This window comes from Paenalicyclobacillus cellulosilyticus (assembly GCF_014647315.1).
Taxonomy (GTDB): Bacteria; Bacillota; Bacilli; order Alicyclobacillales; family Alicyclobacillaceae; genus Alicyclobacillus_J; species Alicyclobacillus_J cellulosilyticus.
Genome location: NZ_BMOY01000005.1, coordinates 54737 through 70928 on the forward strand (window position 1 = coordinate 54737; position 16192 = coordinate 70928).

The 16192-nt window shown below is 65.1% G+C and carries 13 protein-coding genes; 9 read left to right on the forward strand and 4 right to left on the reverse strand.

The window, feature by feature from the left end; all coding sequences use genetic code 11:
* Nucleotides 1–58 precede the first annotated feature (58 nt).
* The 4 genes from IEX97_RS02745 (at nucleotide 59) to IEX97_RS02760 (ending at nucleotide 6162) form a co-directional block, all read left to right on the forward strand.
* On the forward strand, nucleotides 59–2620 hold the full coding sequence (locus tag IEX97_RS02745) for a S9 family peptidase (RefSeq protein WP_188880999.1): 2562 nt from the start codon (nucleotides 59–61) through the stop codon (nucleotides 2618–2620).
* An 11-nt stretch (nucleotides 2621–2631) separates the two neighbouring features.
* The gene (locus IEX97_RS02750) at nucleotides 2632–3558 is read left to right on the forward strand and encodes an inositol monophosphatase family protein (RefSeq protein WP_188881000.1); all 927 of its coding nucleotides are present in this window, start codon (nucleotides 2632–2634) and stop codon (nucleotides 3556–3558) included.
* Between the two features lie 80 nt (nucleotides 3559–3638).
* Nucleotides 3639–5192 (forward strand): nicotinate phosphoribosyltransferase, encoded by a 1554-nt coding sequence (locus IEX97_RS02755; RefSeq protein ID WP_188881001.1) that lies wholly within the window; start codon nucleotides 3639–3641, stop codon nucleotides 5190–5192.
* 28 nt (nucleotides 5193–5220) lie between these two features.
* On the forward strand, nucleotides 5221–6162 hold the full coding sequence (locus IEX97_RS02760; RefSeq protein WP_188881002.1) for a 4-hydroxy-3-methylbut-2-enyl diphosphate reductase: 942 nt from the start codon (nucleotides 5221–5223) through the stop codon (nucleotides 6160–6162).
* Nucleotides 6163–6215: 53 nt separating this feature from the next.
* Here the strand turns inward: IEX97_RS02760 and IEX97_RS02765 are convergent, their stop codons facing one another.
* Nucleotides 6216–7337, reverse strand: coding sequence for a glycosyltransferase family 4 protein (locus IEX97_RS02765; protein WP_188881003.1), 1122 nt, complete (start codon nucleotides 7335–7337; stop codon nucleotides 6216–6218).
* Between the two features lie 214 nt (nucleotides 7338–7551).
* On the opposite strand from IEX97_RS02765, the gene IEX97_RS02770 reads away from it, so the two are divergent.
* Together IEX97_RS02770 and IEX97_RS02775 are read left to right on the forward strand one after the other, a co-directional pair.
* Nucleotides 7552–8673: a YheC/YheD family protein gene (locus tag IEX97_RS02770; protein ID WP_188881004.1), complete on the forward strand. Its 1122-nt coding sequence runs from the start codon at nucleotides 7552–7554 to the stop codon at nucleotides 8671–8673.
* A gap of 5 nt (nucleotides 8674–8678) precedes the next feature.
* Complete coding sequence (locus tag IEX97_RS02775; protein WP_188881006.1) at nucleotides 8679–9956, forward strand: aminopeptidase P family protein; 1278 nt, start codon at nucleotides 8679–8681, stop codon at nucleotides 9954–9956.
* Between the two features lie 30 nt (nucleotides 9957–9986).
* Here the strand turns inward: IEX97_RS02775 and IEX97_RS02780 are convergent, their stop codons facing one another.
* The 3 genes from IEX97_RS02780 to IEX97_RS02790 all read right to left on the reverse strand — a co-directional run bounded on the left by IEX97_RS02780 (nucleotide 9987) and on the right by IEX97_RS02790 (nucleotide 11673).
* On the reverse strand, nucleotides 9987–10436 hold the full coding sequence (locus tag IEX97_RS02780) for a sporulation membrane protein YtrI (RefSeq protein ID WP_188881007.1): 450 nt from the start codon (nucleotides 10434–10436) through the stop codon (nucleotides 9987–9989).
* Complete coding sequence (locus IEX97_RS02785) at nucleotides 10433–10759, reverse strand: YtrH family sporulation protein (RefSeq protein WP_188881008.1); 327 nt, start codon at nucleotides 10757–10759, stop codon at nucleotides 10433–10435. Before IEX97_RS02785 ends, IEX97_RS02780 begins: the two co-directional genes overlap by 4 nt.
* A gap of 104 nt (nucleotides 10760–10863) precedes the next feature.
* Entirely contained in the window at nucleotides 10864–11673 is an 810-nt protein-coding gene (locus IEX97_RS02790; protein ID WP_188881009.1) for a DUF2935 domain-containing protein, read from the reverse strand.
* A gap of 246 nt (nucleotides 11674–11919) precedes the next feature.
* On the opposite strand from IEX97_RS02790, the gene IEX97_RS02795 reads away from it, so the two are divergent.
* The 3 genes from IEX97_RS02795 to IEX97_RS02805 all read left to right on the forward strand — a co-directional run bounded on the left by IEX97_RS02795 (nucleotide 11920) and on the right by IEX97_RS02805 (nucleotide 16110).
* A complete protein-coding gene (locus IEX97_RS02795; protein WP_188881010.1) occupies nucleotides 11920–12474 on the forward strand; it encodes a DJ-1/PfpI family protein in 555 nt (184 codons plus the stop codon).
* 187 nt (nucleotides 12475–12661) lie between these two features.
* Complete coding sequence (locus tag IEX97_RS02800) at nucleotides 12662–13666, forward strand: LacI family DNA-binding transcriptional regulator (protein ID WP_188881011.1); 1005 nt, start codon at nucleotides 12662–12664, stop codon at nucleotides 13664–13666.
* A 164-nt stretch (nucleotides 13667–13830) separates the two neighbouring features.
* The gene (locus IEX97_RS02805; RefSeq protein ID WP_229776292.1) at nucleotides 13831–16110 is read left to right on the forward strand and encodes an amylo-alpha-1,6-glucosidase; all 2280 of its coding nucleotides are present in this window, start codon (nucleotides 13831–13833) and stop codon (nucleotides 16108–16110) included.
* Nucleotides 16111–16192: the final 82 nt, after the last annotated feature.

The following is a 16192-nucleotide window of genomic DNA, read 5'->3' on the forward strand; positions in this document are numbered from 1 at the left end:
AAGGGATGTTGGCGAATACGGACCGATGGGGTCGAACACGGGCCAGGGGGGTGACGCCATGCCATCGCGCTGGACCATTCAAGACCTGCTCAAGATCAAGCTGCCCACCGGGGTGAGCGTGGCGCCGGACGGCAGCGAGTGCGTCTTTGCGCTGCGGACCCTGGATGAAGACAAAGGGGAGTACCGGACCAAGCTGTGGCGCCTGCCCCTTGTCCCGGATGCGGAACCGGTCCAACTGACGTTTGGCCCTTGGAACGACACGGATCCGCTCTTCGCGCCGACCGGCAAGGTGATTGCGTTTCTGAGCGACCGGCCCTTGGACGGCTCCGGCGAAGACGAAGACGAAGACGCGCCGTCGCAGCGGCTGTTCATCCTGCCGCTTGGCGGCGGGGAGGCGCGTCCCGCGTCCGACAAGCTCGGATTGGTGTACGATTTTGCTTTCGCGCCGGACGGGGAGAGCATCTTCGTCATCACCGACGCCGAGCGGAGCGAGTTTGAAAAACAGTGGGACAAGGCGCGGTTGGAGCAAAAGCGCGACGAGGTGCACGAAGAGCGGGTACAAAAGCCCCGCCGCATCTGCCGCGTGTGGTGGGACGAAGGGCGGATCGAGACCGTCTATGCGCGCGACTTTGGTCTCTGCGAACTGGACGTCTCCCCGGACGGGCGCCGCATTGTGTTCTCCAGCAACCGTACCGGCTTCGCGAATGACTGGGATCGGATGAACTTGTGGTATCTGGAGGCGCCGCCGGAGGACGCGGGGGAGCCGGAGCGGGAAGAGGAGCGAGCGCGGTCATGGGTGTGCCGGCCCTTGGTCGAACGACGGGGCGCCTGCCAACACCCCAGGTTTTCGCCCGACGGCCGCATGGTCGCGTACATCGCGCCGCGCCTCCATCAGGCGGAACTGTCGCAGAGCGACCTGTGGCTGGTCGAGATCCCTTCGAACGGTGCGGATACGGGCAAAGCGCGAACATGGAACGCCTCGGCGGGCACAGGGTTTGCGGGCGACTTTGCGACGTTCTCCTGGCTGGACCCGGACACGGTGTTGGCGCAGGCGGAGCTTGGGCTCGCGGCACCGCTCGTCCTCTGTACCGGGTTGCGCCAGGGATATCAGGCATCCCAACCGGCCGCCATCCGCGTCACAGGCTCGGACGAGGCGGTTGTCCGCCTGTTGGCGGTGAGCCGGGAGGGGAAGGTCGCGGTGTTCGCCGCGGAGGACGCGTACACGCCGTTCGAGCTCTTTTGTTGGCGGGCGGACGGAGAGGCGGTGGAGCAGGTCACGCACCTGCAGGAAGAGTGGCGCGACAAGCTCCGGGGCAAGGTGGAAGTCGTCCGCTGGCGCGCGAGCGACGGGCTTGCGTTGGAAGGGGTGCTCGTGTTGCCGCCCGATGCCGGCGAGGCAGGCGGGCCATTGCCGCTCCTCGTCGACATTCACGGGGGTCCGGCGTGGCACGTGACCAAAGCGTTCCATCAGTACCTGAACTGGCACTGGCTGGCCGGGCTCGGCTACGCTGTGTTCGCGCCCAACTACCGGGGCGGTGTGGGCTATGGCCAAGCGTTTATCTCCGCCAGCCGGTTCGACCTGGGCGGAGGTGACTACCGCGACATCATGGCCGGACTGGACGCGCTGCTCGCGACCGGCCGCTTCGATCCCGGCCGCCTCGGCATCACCGGGGCCAGCTACGGCGGTTACATGACCAACTGGATCATCAGCCAGGACAGCCGCTTCCGTGCCGCCGTGTCGGAGTTTGGCATCTGGAATCTGTTCACCGATTTCGGCTGCTCGACGACCCGCGGCTGGGAGGTGATGTACCTCGGGCGGTATTGGGAGAACGAGGCGCTCTACTGGCAGCGTTCGCCTGCGCGGTACGTGGCCCGCATCGTGACGCCGGTGCTCATCATCCATGGCGACGCGGACGACAACACCTTCATCGCCAACGCCAAAGAGATGTACAACGCGTTGCTCGAGGCCGGCAAGACGGTCGAGTTCATCCACTATCCGCGGGAAGGGCACGGCATTGAAGAGCCGCGGCACCGCGAGGACGAGCTGCGGCGGATTGCCCGCTGGTTCCAACACCACATTCCGACCCACCGCACGCCGCGGCCTGTACCGCCCGGGGTGTGGCATGAATTGGAAGGGCACGGCGCGCGCTTGCGGGTGGTGCGCGCCGAATGGACCGATGCGTACAAAGCGCACAGCGAGCAGCTGCAGGGCGCCATCGCCGTGGAGTTGGAGTGGACGGAGGGTGCATCCGCACCCGAACCGTTCGCCGTCCGGTTCGGCGCGCCGGCTGACAACAATGTCTTCTTGATCTGGGCAGGTCCAGACCCGCATCCTCGCCCGTCGGTTCTCGCCGACACCGCCGTACCCCCCGTGGGGTGTGCATGGCCAAAGACCGGTGCGGTGGCCACGGGCACATTGACCATCAAGGCGGTGGGACGGGGCCGCATCGTGCTCTTGTTCCCCGACACGCTGCGGGCGTTGGGCGACTGGGCAGCCTGCCGCCTGCGCGTGGGCGAGGCGGTGTTTCTCCTGCCTGAGCCGGACGGGACATCTTTTTCTGCCGAACCGGGCGCGTGCTCCCCGACGGTGCAGCCGGAGGACGGGGGCGGGCAAACCTGAGGAAAGGGAGGATGGCATTGCAATCCATCGATCGCGACGTATGGGTGCCTGTCGTCGCCGTGCGGGCGGCGCTCGCCGCCGGCGATTACTTTCGATCCCGCTTGGACACAAAGCTCGAAGTGAAGACCAAGTCATCGCCTTCCGACCTCGTGACCGACGTCGATCCGGAGTGCGAGCGGCGGATCCGCGCGACCATCCACGCGTGTTTTCCGGATGACGAGGTGCTCGGTGAGGAATCGACCGCCCCGGGCATGGAGGCGTCGCTCGCCGCTGCGCAAGCGGTGGCGGATGCCCCCCGTTTGTGGGTGGTCGATCCGCTCGACGGCACCACCAACTTTGTCTACGGCATGCCGCTCTCCGCGGTCTCCATCGCCTACGCCGAGCACGGCGAGGTACAATGCGGGGTGGTGTACGACCCGTACCGTGGTGAGGTGTTCTTGGCGCAGCGCGGCACCGGCGCCTGGCGCCTGACAGCGGGTGAGGCGGCGCAGTGGTGTGCGGCAGAGACGCCCGTATCGCTCGCGGAAGCGGCCGCGCGTTGGCTGCGCTTGCGCGCAAGCACAGAGGCGTCGCTCGCGGGCGCCATCGTCGCGACCGGTTTTCCCTCACGCCAGGCGGCGCGGGATCAGACGCTCACCGCCGGCATGCGGCTCACCGGACGGGTGAAGAACCTGCGCGCCCTGGGCAGCGCGGCGCTGCACCTGGCGTATGTCGCGGCGGGACGTTTGGACGCGTTCTGGGAATACGACCTCAATGCGTGGGACCTGGCCGCCGGGGTTTGTTTGGTGACGGAGGCAGGGGGCCATGTGCAACAGATTGGGGGCGGGACGTATCACCTTGCCGCACGTGATATTCTAGTCTGTGGAAGGCCCGAGCTCGCACAGGCATTGGATGCCGCCCTCCGCGGCGAAGAAGACGGTCGTCCCGGGGCGTGGTGAACGCCTGGGGCGTGGTGAACGCCTGATGCCGCGGCGCGGCAAGCGCGGCGGGCGAGCGGAAGGATTGGGAAGGGGCGTTCATGGCGTTGCGACATGCGAGGGGAGCCGAGGAAGAGATCAAGGCGCGCGCGCAGGCGCGCATCGAGGAGATATCCGCCCTGCCCGTCTACCGAGGCAGGTCGGTGCCGCTCTTGACGGATCTTTACCAATTGACCATGATGTACGGCCACTTCCGTGCGGGCAAGCACCGCCAACGGGTGGTGTTCGACTTGTTCTATCGCGCCAACCCGTGCGGCAACGGCTTCGTCATCGCCGCCGGATTGGAACAGGTGGTCTGGTACCTCTATCACCTCCGGTTCGGTCCGGAGGAGATTGCGTACCTGCGCAGCTTGCGGCAGTTTCCGGAAGATTTTCTCACTTGGCTTGCTGAGTTCCGCTTCACAGGGGACCTGTACGCGGTGCCGGAAGGCACGGTCGTCTTCCCCAACGAGCCCATCCTGCGCTTTGAGGGGCCGCTGGCCGAAGTGCAGTTGGTCGAATCGGCGGTGCTCACGTTCATCAACCATCAGAGCCTCATCGCGACGAAGGCGCGGCGGATTGTGGAGGCGGCGCGCAGCGACCCGCGCCACCCGGACGCGCCCGTGCTCGAGATGGGGCTGCGCCGGGCGCAGAACATGGATGCGGCGGTGTTCGGGGCGCGCGCCGCGTACATCGCCGGTTGTGCAGGCACCAGCAACCTGTTGGCCGGTCAGTCGTTCGGGATCCCGGTGGTCGGCACGCAGGGGCACAGCTGGATCCAGAGCTTCCCAAGCGAGATCGATGCGTTCCGGGCTTACGCGGACGCGTTCCCGGACGCGACCACGCTCCTGGTGGACACGTACGACGTCCTGCGCAGCGGCATCCCCAACGCCATCACCGTCGCCAAGGAGCTGGAGGCGCGCGGGTACCGGCTGCGCGCGGTGCGCATCGACAGCGGCGACTTGGCGTATTTGTCGAAACGGGCGCGCGCCATGCTGGACGCCGCCGGGTTGTCGTACGTCGGGATCATCGCCTCGAGCGATCTCGATGAGCGCACCATCCGCGACCTCATCCTGCAGGGTGCGGAGATCAACGCGTGGGGCGTGGGCACCCACCTCATCACCAGCTACGATTGCCCGGCGCTCGGCGGTGTGTTCAAGCTGGCCGCCAAGGAGGAGGACGGGGTCCTGCAGCCGTGCATCAAGGTGTCGGAAAATGCGGCGAAGGTGACCAATCCCGGAAAAAAGAAGGTGTTGCGCCTGTACGTGGACGGCCAGGCTTCCGCCGACCTCATCGCCCTTGACGATGAGCCGGACCTCAACCCTGCCGAGCCGCTGGAACTGTTCGATCCGGTTCACACATACAAGCGCAAGGTGATTCAGGATTATCAGGTGGAACCGCTGTTGGTCCCTGTGTTCCTCGGCGGCCAGTTGGTCTACGAGTTGCCGGACATCGCGGCCATCCGCCGGCGGGTGGAGGAGAGCCTGGCCAAGTTCTCGTCCGAGGTGCGCCGCCCCATCAATCCGCACATCTACCACGTGGATTTGTCGCTGCCGCTGTGGGAGTTGAAACAGCGCCTGCTTCATCAGATGCGGCCGGTGCGGCCGCAAACGTGAAGCAGGACGACGAAAGGCGGGATGACGGATGGAGGTCATCAAGATCACCCCGCGCGGGTACTGCTACGGTGTCGTCGACGCGATGGTGTTGGCGCGGCGGGCTGCGGAAGACCCGGCGCTGCCGAGGCCGATTTACATCCTCGGCATGCTCGTCCACAACCAGCACGTGGTCGACGCGTTTGCCCGGGAAGGCATCATCACCCTGGACGGGCCCAACCGTCTGGCCTTGTTGGAACAGGTGCAAGAAGGCACGGTCATCTTCACGGCGCACGGGGTGTCGCCGGAAGTGAAACGCAGGGCCGCGGAACGGGGGCTGCACATCATCGACGCCACCTGCCCGGACGTCACCCGCACCCACGACCTCATCCGGGAGAAAGTGGCGGCAGGTTACGAGATCGTGTATATCGGGCGCAAGGGCCACCCGGAACCGGAAGGGGCGTTGGGGGTCGCGCCGGGCCACGTCCACCTGGTGGAGAACCTGGATGATGTCGAGGCCTTGCACCTCGACGGCGCGAAGATCGCCGTCACCAACCAGACCACGATGAGCCAGTGGGACACCGCCGAGTTGATGGCAGCCGTTCGCCGCAAGTACCCGCAGGCGGAAGTCTACAACGAGATCTGCCTCGCCACCCAGATGCGTCAGCAGGCGGTGGCGGAGCAGGCGCGCGGGGCCGACTTGTGCATCGTCGTCGGCGATCCGCGCAGCAACAACTCCAACCGCCTGGCGCAGGTGGCGGAGGAGATCGCGGGGACGAAAGCGTACCGCGTGGCGGACGTCACCGAGATCCGGCCGGAGTGGCTGCGCGGCGTGCGCAAGGTGGCGGTGACGGCCGGCGCGTCGACACCCACGCCCATCACGAACGAGGTCATCCGGTACCTGGAGCAGTTCGACGAGAACAATCCGGCCACGTGGACGCCCGTACGCACGGTGGACCCGGCGAAACTGCTCCCCGCCGCGCGCCGGCGTTGAAGCTGCTGGTGAAGCCGCTGGGCGTTGAAACCGCGGGCGCCCGGTTGAGCAACTCACGGCGAACGGGCGCGGGGTGCGCGGTAGATGGCGGCAAACCGTGCGGCGGTCCGGGTCCAGGTGAACGCCTGCGCGCGCGCCCGCGCCGCCTGCTGGAGCCGGCGCAGTTGGTCCGGGCGCCGCGCGAGCCGGATCAACGCGGCGGCGAACGCCTCGGGCTGCCGAAACTTGGCGACGAGCACGCCCGCGTCCCCCACCGCCTCGCGGATGCCGCCCTGTCGGCTCGCCACCACCGCAAGGCCGGCCGCCATCGCCTCGACGTTCACCAGCCCGAACGCCTCCGGGCCTTGGGACGGGCAGACGAGCACGTCGTGTTGCCAGAGGTACGGGGGCAGGCGCGCAGGCGGCACAAAGCCGATCCAGCGGGCCGGCAGGCCGCGCAGCAACCGACGGATACGCGCGGCGTAGGCCCGCTCCCAGGGCGGGGCGCGCCCGATGATGGTTGCATGCACGGGGATGCCCAGGCGGTGGAGGCGGCGGACGGCCGTCAACAGCACATGCACCCCTTTTTGGCGGACGACCCGGCCAACGTAGACGATGCGCAGCCGCGTGCGCCGCTTCGCAACATGGGCGTCCGGCGGCGCAAACCGGACGAGGTCCACCCCAGGGTGGATTACGACCGGGTGCCATGCGGCGGTCCGGAGCCGGAAGCGGCGCGTCACCGCGCGCAGGAGAAACCGGCTGTTGAGCACCACAGCATCCGCGCTGCACAAGGCTTGCCGGGCAGCCATGGGATGGATGTGGCGCGGGCCGAGAAAGGTCAGAGAGTGCAGATTGAGCAGGATGCGTGCGCGGGGAGCGAGCGCACGCAACGTGTTGACCCAGGCCGGCCGGTTCTCCACCTGGATCCAATCCGGTTCCCAGGCAGCGAGATAAGCTGCGGCGGCCGAAAGAAACGGAGCCCCGCCCGGCAGGTGCACCAACCGCCGCCCGTATTCCCCGCCGTGTTCAGGCGGGGCGTCCGCACCGCTTGCGGCCGGGCGGGGTGCGAGCAGTGTCACTTCGAGCCCCGGCATGGCCGCGAGCGCCCGGGTCAGGGCGTCCGCGTAGATCTGGACCGATCCGCCCCGCACGGGCGGCACCGGCAAGTCTTCCGGGGCCATCACGGCGATGCGCATGGTGACCCTCCTTTCCGGTTGGCCATCTTTCTTTGCTCTACCTTACGCGTTCCGGCCGGCCGCGGTGCGGCGAAACGGTGCGGCAGTGAGGCGAACCGGTTCATGCGAACCGGTTCATGTGAACCGGTTCATCCGTGGCGATGGCGAGGCGATGGCCGCCTTGTCTGCATACGCTGAAGGGATCCATGGATCTCGCAGCGTGGGAGGGCCTTCTGTGATTGTCGCCATCACGGGGCAGGCGCCGGATGCCGGCCATCCGCGGCGCCGGCGGGCGTTTATGGCCTTGGCCGAAGCGTGTGTGCGCATCGGATTGCCGCTCTGGGTCACCACCCCGGAGCGGATCGCATGGCGGGTGCGGCAATTTTCCGGTTGGCATTACCAACCTGGCGCGGGTTGGCGAACGGGCGTGGCAGCGCTGCAGCGCGCCGTGGTCTACGACGGCATGTACCTGGCGGATCTGCGCGCCTGCGCCGGCCGCTACCGGACTTTGTTGCGGCGCCTGGATGCTGACCGCATTCCATGCTTCAATCCTGTGCTGCCCGCGAAGGACGTGTTGTACGCTTGGCTTGCCGCCGCGCAGGCGGACAGCACATTCTCCGTGCCGCGCACCTGGCCGGCGACCGGGCCGGGATCAGTGTTGCGGGCGCTCGCGCACGCACCTTGCGTCTGGTTCAAACCGACCGTCGGTTCCGGCGGCCGCAACATCGCCAGGGTGGAGCGCGTCGGTCCGGGACAGTACCGGGTGGTGGCACCGCGGTTTTTCGGCCATGCGCTGCACACGACATGGACGCGGGCGGGCATCATATCGTGGTCGGCGCGGGCATGCACAAGGCGGCGGTTCATGTTGCAAGAGGACTTGCCCCTCGTCTCCACCCGCGACGGAAGAAAGGTCGACTTCCGGGTGACGCTGCAGCGCGACGCGACGGGAGACTGGACGCTGACGGCGGTGACCGCGCGCGTCGCGGCCCGGGGTTCGGTGCTGACCAACCTCCACGCAGGCGGCACCGCGGTATCGCTCACCGGCGGCGCTGCGGGGGATTGGCTGCAAGACACAGGTCTTGTGGTCGATCTCGCTCGCGTGGAGCGCGCGGCGTCGGCGGCGTGCCGGGCGCTGGCAGACCGCGTGCCGCGACTCGGTCTGCTCGGCGTGGATGTCGGCGTGACCCTGGATGGCACGGCGTACGTCTACGATTGCAACGGCCGGCCGGGAAGGGATATCCTGACCGATGCGGAGTTGGACGCATTCATGCACAAGCTGGCTGGGTTTGCTTCCTACCTGTGGCGTACGGCGTACGAGATACCGAGCCGGGCAGACGGCGAGGAATGCAGGGAGTGAACGGCATGCAGGAACGAGATCGCGTCACAGCGGAAAGGAAAGACGCGAGGTCCTTCGCGGTGCGGCGGTCGCGTGTCCAGGCGGCGTTGGACGCGCGCGGCTGGGCGGCTGCCATCGTCACCTCGCCCGCGCACATCTACGGGCTCACCGGCGTCTGGTTGGAGAGCGGAGAGCGCCTCTCCGCCCTTGTCCTCAGTGCGCGCGGGGCTGCGTGGGCGGTGCACGCGATGTTTCAAGCGGAGGCTTCACCCGCAGCGGCGGAGGGGATTGCGCTCGTCATGTGGCGCGACGGGGACGACCCGTACGCCGCGCTCGACGCGGCGTGGGTTGCAGCCTGCACCGGCAGGCTTCCTGCGGATGGTGCGCCGGCCGGGGCGGGTCGTGGCGAGGACAGCGCCGCGCCTCTGTGTTCCGGGGAGCAGTCGGAAGCTTGGGCGGAAAAACGGTCGGAAGCATGGGCGGAAACGTCTCAGACCGTCGCGGTGGACGGGCAATGGCCTTCCCGCCACCTGCTCGCGTGGCTTGGCCGCAAGGAGCGAGCGCCGCGCGTGGTGGTGGCGGACGACTTGCTCTACGGGCTGCGGGCGGTCAAGGAAGCGGACGAGATTGCGCGCGTGCGTTACGCCTCGGCCCTCGCCGACCGCGTGATGGCACGCGTCCGCGAGGTGCTGTGTCCGGGGCGCAGCGAGCGGGACATCGCCCGCTGGTTGGCCGCGGTGTGGGAGGAAGAGGGGGCGGAAGGGTTGTCGTTTACGCCTATCGTCGCGGCGGGTCCGCACAGCGCCATGCCGCATCACGAACCGGACGCTTCCGTGCTCCCCGCAGGGCCGGCGGCGGTCATCGTCGATACGGGCGGCGTATGGCGGCGGTATTGCAGCGACATCACCCGCACCTTTTTCCTCGGCGAGCCGACGCGGGAGATGGTGGACGTTTACGAGTGTGTGCTGCGGGCGCAAGCGGCAGGCATCGCCGCCGCCCGTCCCGGCGTACCTGCCGAAGAAGTGGATGACGCAGTGCGGCAGGTGATTGAACGGGCGGGGTACGGTGCGTATTTCACGCACCGGACCGGACATGGCGTCGGCTTGGAGATTCACGAGCCTCCGTTTGTGGCCGCCGGGAACCAGGAACGGCTCATGCCCGGTATGGTGATGAGCATCGAACCGGGGATCTACCTGCCGGGACAGTTCGGTGTACGTGTCGAGGACTTGGTGCTCATCACCGACGAAGGAGCCGAAGTCCTCAACCGGGCGCCGAAGGCATTGGCGGACGTCATCCTGCGCTGACTTTACGGCGTGCATCCTGTTTTTACGGCATCAAACCTGCTTCGCCTCGTGGACGGAGACGCGGACGAACAGCGTCTCGGCAATGACGATGGCTTGCACACGGACTTGGTACGGTGTGTCGTCCACGCGAAACGGCAATCCGTCGACCAGTTGATAGAGGATGGTGGCGTCGAGGGACTTGACCGGGTATCCGATGAGGAACGCCAGCCGGTGTTTGACCGACTGGATGGCGTGCACCTCGGCGAACGTGTCGGGGGCGCTCGCCTCGACTCGAATCCCTTGGACCCGCAATTCCTGCGCCGGCTGGTCCATGATGCCGATGAGATTGTGGTATTCGCGCAACAGGCCGTCGTACTGCATGGTCAGCTCCGTCAGGTCGAGGGACAAGCGATTGAGCCGCTGGCTTGCGACGGTGTTCATCGCCGCCGCGCCGGTGAGACCACCGACGGCGAACAGGGCCGCCGCTTTCGTCCACCTCACTTCCCTTCACCGCCCGCCAGCCATGTGACCAGGATGAATCCGGTTTGACACCCGAAGAACGCTGCGATGATGTACATGAGCTGCTTGCCGACAGGCAGCCACGCCCGGCCGAGCACCCCCGTTTCGATGACGTGCAAGGTGTCCATCGTGCCGCCGAGGGTGCTGACCAAGGCCCAGAGTTTCAGTTGTTCCGCCAGTCTGACCATCATGGTCGCCGGGGGCAGTGACACCAGCACGGCGGCGATACCCCCGACCATTGCCCCACCGATGACCGATCCCATGGCCACAAAAAAGTACACTGTGAGGTTCGCCCAAAACGACATGGCCGAGCCACCGTCCTGTACCGGAGCGTTCACTCCAACGTATGAGACAGGCCGGTGAATGATGCTGCGCACGCTGCTGTGCGGGCTTCGGCAGCCCCGCAACGTCAATCTTCCGTGCGGGGATGGGCGGGATTGCAGGGAGGAGCGGGCAAGGTCCCGGCCCTTGCCAGTTGATGCAGGTAATAGCACTCCTCGCGGGCCATGTGGTCAGGCATGATGGCGTCCAGGGAAGCCAGCAGGGCGTCGGAGAGTTCGAGATCGCGGATCTCATCGAGAAAGGCTCGAAACAAGCCGATTTCTAACGCAGCCTGGTGGTTGAGCCGCGCAAGGGCAGGGAACGTTTGCAGTTGTGTGCGCAGATACCCGGCGGTTTCGACAGCCTTCAAATAGTATGTCTCAAAGTGGGACGTGAATTGCCGAGCTTTGGCGATGAGGTCCTTCTCCGTGCCATCGAACAGGTTGGCAAGCGTGGCGGCGTGACCGGCGGCGTCGAGCAACCACAGCAGGTGGTGGTGCACTGGGTGCGCCGGCGGGGGTTCCTGTCCTTGGGTGAGGTGCGCCAGGATGCGCAGGTACTCTTCGTTCTCGTTGACCATATGGTTGAGGAACGTCGGTGGCAACTGCATGTGGATCTCGTCTTGCAGGTGACGGCGCAGCAGGTGAAGCTTGAATGCACAGAGGTGCTGGGCTACCGTCAGCGCCTGGCGCGACAGGTCGAGCGGGTCTGAACCGCCGGGTGCACGGGCTTGTGAGAGCAAACTGTCGAACGTGTCGATGAACTGCCTGGCTCGCGCGATTTCGGCTGTCTCCCTGGGGGACAGTGCGTCATAGATGAAACGGGCGTGATCGCCAAGGACTTGGAGCCAGAACGCGTGCTCAGCGAGGGCGACCGCCCTGAAGTTCGACTGGGTCATGCCATGACACCTCTCTCTCGTGACAGCTTATGTCGTCGGCGCAAAGAGGGTGTCTGCCTAAAAAATCGAGCAGAACTGTGGGCTGCGCGTCACCGCGGTCCCGGTTGTGCGTACATCCCATCCGCTTGGCTGGACATGGTCTCGCATCCACCTGTGCCGTGGATCGTTCTCGATGTGATATGATCAGGATATCTCAGCCAGGGGTGTCATCCACAGCCAATCCCATGCCCAATGGAGGGGTGCACGATGCCGAAGAAGGTCCTTCTCATCACCGGGGACGCGGTCGAGGCGCTGGAGGTGTACTATCCGTATTATCGGTTGCTGGAAGAAGGGGTCGAGGCCGTGATCGCGGCGCCGTCCGTGAAGAAGTTGCACACAGTGGTGCATGATTTTACAGGCTGGGACACGTACACGGAAAAACCGGGATATCTTATCGAGGCGCATGCAGCGTTCGAGCAGGTCCAGCCGGAGGTGTTCGACGGGCTCATCATTCCGGGCGGACGGGCGCCGGAGTATATCCGTTTGCATCCCGAGGTCCCGCGGATTGTCCGGCATTTCTTCGCAGCCGGCAAGCCGGTGGGGGCCATCTGTCATGCCGCACAGGTGCTGGAAGTGGTGCGCGACCTGTTGCAAGGCCGTGAAATGACGGCGTATATCGCCTGCAAACCGTCGGTGGAGGGTATGGGTGCCAGATACGTGGAGAAGACGCTGCACGTGGACGGCAACCTGGTCTCTGGTCACGCTTGGCCCGATCTGCCAGGGTTCATGCGGGAGTTTCTGCGCTTGCTCAATCACCGTTGATGTGAGCCTTGATGGGAGACCTGCCAAAGGTCACACCATGTCGACGGGAAGTTGGCTTCTGTCGTCGGGCGGCCCTGACCAACCGGAGCGGGCCGCCTGTTGTTTTCTGCCTCTTGCATTCCAAAACGTTTTCAGGTACATTCAAGGCAAATAGAAAGAGAGATGTGCTAGGGAGAGGGGAGACAACATGCCCGTCACCATCCGCGACGTCGCCAGGGCTGCGGGCGTGTCTATCACCACGGTCTCCAGGGCGCTCAACGGACATAAGGATGTCGGCGAGAAGACGCGCCAGCGCATTCTCCGGATTGCGGAAGAGCTGAACTACCGCCCGAGCGCCGTCGCGCGCAGCCTTGTGACACAAAAGACGCGGACCATCGGATTCCTGGTTTCCGATTTGTCGAAAGGGCGGATCTGGCACTATTTCATGTTGCAAATTCTCTACGGGATCCAGGATCGGCTCGCGGAACTCGGATACGACCTCATCCTGGTCAATACCACGACCACCCGGCAGCGCGAGATTTCCTATTTGGATTTTTGCACCGAGCGGCGGTTGGACGGCGTGATTGTGATCAATCTCCGCTTGGACGATCCGTATCTGCACGAGGTTGTCGAGTCGCCGCTGCCGAGCGTCGTGATCGATATTCCATTGGTCAGCGCGACGTGTGGGTACGTCACCTCCGATAACGTTTACGGAGCCAAGCTGGCGGTGCGGCATCTCATCGGCAAAGGGCACCGTACCATCGGTTTCGTGAACGGGCACAGCCAGGCGGCGGTGAGCCATGACCGGTTGCGCGGGTACCGCGAGGCGCTGGAGAGCCATGGCATTCCGTTTCGGCCCGAGCTGGTCTATGAAGCGGACTACACGGTGGAAGGCGGACGCAAAGGCTGTGAGTTGCTGCGAACCGCGCATCCTGAGATGACCGCCGTCTTTTTTGCAAGTGATCTGATGGCCATCGGAGGTTTGCACCATTTGCGGGAAGCGGGCGTCAAGGTCCCGGAGGAGTGTGCGGTGGTTGGATTCGACGACATCGAGCTCGCGGAAATCGTATCCCCGCAATTGACGACCATCCGGCAGAAACGGTACGAGATGGGGGCGACCGCTGCCGAGATGTTGGTCGGCATGATGGAAGGAAAGACGATGCCCGAGGGGCGAACGTTGTTGCCGGAACTCGTGGTGCGGCAGACCTCGTGAGGATGACCACGCACCGTTCGCAATATTTTCCATGGCCAGAGGTGGCTGCCAAAACGAAAACGTTTTGGATACGGCGGCAGATCCAGACGGACGGATCTTGGGCGCACCGCATGTTCCACCGCATGTTACGCCGTGCGTTGATTCGTCAGGAAGAACAGGAAGGAATGAACCAGATGCATTTTCACGTCATCAAGGAAGACGACTTGTTTCTCGTGTGCCGCCCGGACGGCGAAGTGCCTGATCCGGTGGAGGATTCATTTGGATACGGCCTGTACACGCGCGATACACGTATGCTCTCCCGCTTGACGTTCTCCGTGCGCGATGTGTCCTGGCGGCTCCTTCATGCCGATACATCGGCCAATTATCAGGCAGTCTACCGTTACAGCAGCGGCGGCTGCGGGAATCAGGCGGACCTTTCGCAACAGACGCTTTTTTTGACGCGGCGCCGGTTTGTGACTGGAAACGATTTGGTTGAAGAGGGGATCATCGAGAACTTCTCCAACGAGCGCATCACGTTGGACATGGTCTATCAGGTGGCGGCCGATTTTCGCGATCTGTTCGAAGTGAGGGGTTATTCGCCTGCAGACTTGCACCGCACCATCTCATGCGCGCAATCTTCTGTTTCCTTGGTCTTTTCCTACGTGGCGTTGGACGGTGTGGCGTGCAAGACGACCCTTGATCTGCACGTCTTGCCGGAGGAAGAAGACGTACAGGATGAAAGCGGCGTCAACGCCCAGCGCGATGCGCATCAGGATGCGCGGGAGGAACGAAAAGTCTCCACATCCGTCGATCACGCTGCCGGCCAACTGTCGTTTGGCATCGCGGTCCCGGCACGCGGGAAACGGAGGTGGTTCTTGCGTGTGCGTCCTGAGGTCGCCGGCCGCCTGCACCCGAACCTCCCGAACGGCGCTGTGCATGCGTCACAGGAACATACGTCGCACCGGGCGTGGGTCAGCGGCAGCCCGGAGCGTATGGCGCAGCAATACGCGGACTGGATGGACAGCGTCCCGCGCGTGGATGGTGACGAAGGTTTCGCATCCTGGTATGAGCGGGGCATGCGGGACGTGCGCATGCTGTTGACCCATCTCGGCTATGGTCCGTTCCCGGTCGCGGGTGTGCCTTGGTACGCTGTGCCGTTTGGACGCGACAGTTTGATCACGGCGTTGGAAATCCTCATCTGCCGGGCGGACATCGCGCGCGGTACGCTGGCCACCCTGGCCGCGTTGCAAGGCGTGACGCGGGATGCACGGCGGGATGAGCAACCCGGAAAGATCATCCATGAGTTGCGCGTCGGTGAGCTCACGCGTATCGGAGAGCTGCCTTTTGGACCGTATTACGGGTCTGTGGACGCGACGCCGCTCTTTCTGTGCCTGGCGGCGGAATATCTGGCTTGGACCGGAGACTTGGCATTTATCCGTGCCTTGCTTCCGGTGGTGGAACGCGCGTTTCACTGGATGGATCACGACGGCGATCGCGACGGGGACGGATGGATTGAATACTTCCGGGAAGCGGAACGAGGGATTGCCAACCAAGGATGGAAGGACTCCGGCGACGCGGTCTCCCACGTCGACGGGCGTCTGGCCGAGCCTCCCGTCGCCCTGTGCGAGGTGCAGGCGTACGCTCACCGCGCCCACGCAGCGTGGGCACGCATCTACCGTCTGCTCGGGGCCCCTGACCGCGCCGAGGCGCATCACCGGCGCGCCCGGCAGTTGGCTGCCCGCTTTCTGGAAACGTTTTGGTTGGCAAGCGAGGGGCTGGTCGCGTTCGGTTTGGATGCCGAGAAGCGGCCCATCGGCACGGCGGCTTCCAACATGGGTCACTGCCTGTGGGGGGGTGTGTTACCGGCGGACGTGGCGCGCCAAGTGGCGGATCGCCTGTTGCAACCGGACATGTTCAGCGGCTACGGCATTCGCACCTTGTCGACACGCGAAGTCCGCTACAATCCGCTCAGTTATCACAACGGCACCGTCTGGCCGCATGACAACGCCATCATCCTCGCCGGATTTGCTCAATACGGCCTGTCCGGTGCAGTGGCGAAACTGGCGGGGGCGCTGTTGCGCGTCTCGGCTCAGTTCGAGATGCGCCGTTTACCGGAGTTGTTCGGCGGGCTTTCGGCCAGCGAAGCGCCGCACCCGGTCCCGTATCCCGTCTCATGTTCTCCGCAGGCATGGGCGGCGGCGACACCGGCCATGGTGCTCCAATCGGTACTCGGCATGCAACCGGACGTCCCGCAAGGCCGTGTCTTCATTCACCCTGTGTTGCCTGAGGGATGCGACCGCTTGCTGGTGCAACGCATCCGGCTTGGAGAAGGCAACCTCTCGCTCGACCTGCGGCGCGATCCGTTCGGCCGCACCCAAGTGAAGGTGCTCGAAAACACGACCGGTTGCCGGGTGGAACAGGGCGTGAAAGGGGGGATGCCCTGGCTGGCCGAAGCGGGTATCTGATCACACGCTCACTTCGCAGCATGCAGTGCGGGTCAATGTCGGTGCTCATCTCGTGGAGACACACAGGTCCATCACTTCGGGC

Bases quoted from the DNA above. Each gene is read 5' to 3' on its own strand.
- IEX97_RS02745 (WP_188880999.1), top strand. From the start codon at position 59: ATGCCATCGCGCTGGACCATTCAAGACCTGCTCAAGATCAAGCTGCCC.
- IEX97_RS02750 (WP_188881000.1), top strand. From the start codon at position 2,632: ATGGCATTGCAATCCATCGATCGCGACGTATGGGTGCCTGTCGTCGCC.
- IEX97_RS02755 (WP_188881001.1), top strand. From the start codon at position 3,639: ATGGCGTTGCGACATGCGAGGGGAGCCGAGGAAGAGATCAAGGCGCGC.
- IEX97_RS02760 (WP_188881002.1), top strand. From the start codon at position 5,221: ATGGAGGTCATCAAGATCACCCCGCGCGGGTACTGCTACGGTGTCGTC.
- IEX97_RS02765 (WP_188881003.1), bottom strand. From the start codon at position 7,337: ATGCGCATCGCCGTGATGGCCCCGGAAGACTTGCCGGTGCCGCCCGTG.
- IEX97_RS02775 (WP_188881006.1), top strand. From the start codon at position 8,679: ATGCAGGAACGAGATCGCGTCACAGCGGAAAGGAAAGACGCGAGGTCC.
- IEX97_RS02785 (WP_188881008.1), bottom strand. From the start codon at position 10,759: ATGTCGTTTTGGGCGAACCTCACAGTGTACTTTTTTGTGGCCATGGGA.
- IEX97_RS02790 (WP_188881009.1), bottom strand. From the start codon at position 11,673: ATGACCCAGTCGAACTTCAGGGCGGTCGCCCTCGCTGAGCACGCGTTC.
- IEX97_RS02795 (WP_188881010.1), top strand. From the start codon at position 11,920: ATGCCGAAGAAGGTCCTTCTCATCACCGGGGACGCGGTCGAGGCGCTG.
- IEX97_RS02800 (WP_188881011.1), top strand. From the start codon at position 12,662: ATGCCCGTCACCATCCGCGACGTCGCCAGGGCTGCGGGCGTGTCTATC.
- IEX97_RS02805 (WP_229776292.1), top strand. From the start codon at position 13,831: ATGAACCAGATGCATTTTCACGTCATCAAGGAAGACGACTTGTTTCTC.